This is a genomic window from Streptomyces katrae, from assembly GCF_000966975.1.
Taxonomy (GTDB): domain Bacteria; phylum Actinomycetota; class Actinomycetes; order Streptomycetales; family Streptomycetaceae; genus Streptomyces; species Streptomyces katrae.
Genome location: NZ_JZWV01001555.1, coordinates 1 through 2,120, shown reverse-complemented (window position 1 = coordinate 2,120; position 2,120 = coordinate 1). Strand labels below are relative to the sequence as shown.

2 protein-coding genes and 1 pseudogene are annotated in these 2,120 nt (G+C 72.2%); all 3 read left to right on the top strand.

The window, feature by feature from the left end; all coding sequences use genetic code 11:
- Positions 1-217: pseudogene (locus VR44_RS39145) on the top strand (hypothetical protein); the annotation flags it as partial.
- Positions 214-1,167 (top strand): hypothetical protein, encoded by a 954-nt coding sequence (locus VR44_RS39140; RefSeq protein ID WP_045952454.1) that lies wholly within the window; start codon positions 214-216, stop codon positions 1,165-1,167. The pseudogene VR44_RS39145 and the gene VR44_RS39140, both read left to right, overlap by 4 nt.
- A gap of 117 nt (positions 1,168-1,284) precedes the next feature.
- Positions 1,285-2,061, top strand: coding sequence for a class I SAM-dependent methyltransferase (locus VR44_RS39135; protein WP_045952453.1), 777 nt, complete (start codon positions 1,285-1,287; stop codon positions 2,059-2,061).
- Positions 2,062-2,120 lie beyond the last annotated feature (59 nt).

The window sequence follows — 2,120 nt, the reverse complement described above, 5'->3', positions numbered from 1 at the left end:
CGGCCGCCAGGTCACCGCCCTCGTCCGCAACGGCCGGACGGATCCCAACCCCTCCACCGACCCGAACGACCCGAACGGCCCGACCGGCGTCGCCGTGCCCCCGGGCACGGACGAGCGCTGGATCACCGAAACCCCCTCCCTGGAAACCCTGTTGCTCGCACACCTGCGCTCCCCGGACCCCGCCCCCCAAGCACCCGGGAAGGAGGCCGCCGCGTGAAGGGCGTGCTCTGGCTGGCCTGGCGCCAGCAGCGGGCGATGATCCTCACCGGCGCGGCCCTGCTGGCGGCCTGCGCCGCCTGGGTCGCCTACCGGCGCTCCGAGATGACGAGGCTGATCGACCAGTACGGCTGGACCCCCTGCCCCGGCTGGAACGGCGGCTGCGAAAGCCTCGCCACCTTCCAGATCCTGGACGGCAACACCACCGCGATCCGTGTCCTGGGCACCGCCGGCCTCCTCCTCCCCGCCGTCATCGGCGTGTTCTGGGGAGCCCCGCTGATCGGCCGCGAACTGGAGACCGGCACGTTCAAACTGGCCCTCACCCAGGGCATCGGCCCCCGCCGCTGGTTCGCGGCCCGCTTCGGACTCGCCGCGCTCTTCGCCGTCCTCGCCTCGGCGGTGGTCGCCGCCCTCGTGGCCTGGTGGTGGCTGCCCGTCGCCAACACCCTCGACGGCCTGTACTGGCACGACGCCCCCGTCTACAACGCCACCGGCCCCGCCCCCGTCGCCTGCGCCCTGTTCGGCCTGGCCGCCGGGACCCTGGCGGGCCTGCTGGTACCCCGGGTGCTTCCCGCCATGGGCGCGGCGCTCGCGGCGATCGGCACGGCCATGGTGTTCACCGCGTACTTCCGCAGGAGCTGGATCGACCCGGAGACCCGGATCACCCCCGGCATGACCCCCAAGCGGCCGGTCGGGAGCGCCTGGTCCACGGGCGAGTTCGGCTACCTCACCCCCGACGGCCGCGAGCACTCCATCAGCACCGTCTGCCAGACCTCCGGGGAGGAACTCCGCCAGTGCATGGCGGAACACGGGTTCGTCGCCCGCTACCACAAGGTCTATCCCAGCGGTGACTTCTGGACCTTCCAGTGGATCGACGCCGCCCTCTACCTCGGGGCCGCCGCCGCACTCGTCGCCCTGACCCTGCTCGTCCTGCGCCGCCGCACCGCCTGACCGGCACCCCGGCGCCGCACCCACCGTACGCACGTACGTACGCGCACGACCCGCACCCGCACCCGCACGCAGACGCACGCACCCGCACCCGCACGCAAGCACCCCAGGGGACCCCTCATGGCCACCAGGAAGAACCTCACCGCCGACCGCGCCAGCGTCGGCCACAAGGTCCGCTACGCACTGAGCAACCCGGCCCGCATCGCCCCGTACGTACGCCGCGCCGCGCGCGACCGCTGGCTGAGCTTCAAGCACCCCGACCACGTGGACTACTACCGGGCCGTCATGGCCTCCGACACCGGCCGCAACCCGGAGGCCGCCGTCGGCAGCCGGACCCACGACCGCTGGCTGGCCCTGGGCAAGATGCAGTTCGACTACCTCACCGGCCACGGCCTCGCCCCGCGCCACCGCATGCTCGACATCGGCTGCGGCAACCTCCGCGCGGGCTGGCGGTTCATCGAACACCTCGACGCGGGCCACTACTACGGCATCGACATCTCGCCGGACATCCTCATAGCCGCCAAGCGGACCCTCGCCGGCCGGGGACTCCAGGACAAGGTCCCGTACCTCACGATCACCCGGGACCTCACCCTGGACTTCCTGCCCGACCGCCACTTCGACGTGGTCCACGCGCACAGCGTGTTCTCCCACTCTCCGATCGGGATCATCGACGAATGCCTCGCCCACGTGGAGCGCGTACTCGCGCCCGGAGGCTGGTTCGACTTCACCTTCGACCGCACCGAGGGCACCGAACACCAGGTGCTGCGCGAGGACTTCTACTACCGCACCGAGACCCTCGTCGCGCTCGCGGCCCGGCACGGGCTGAAGGCCCGGTTCATGGACGACTGGGAGACCCTCGGCCACGGCCAGTCCAAGATCCGCGTCACCGCCGGCTGACCGGCCCGCCCCCTGCCCTGTCCGGGTTCGGCGTAAACGCCGTTTCCCGGACAGGGCCC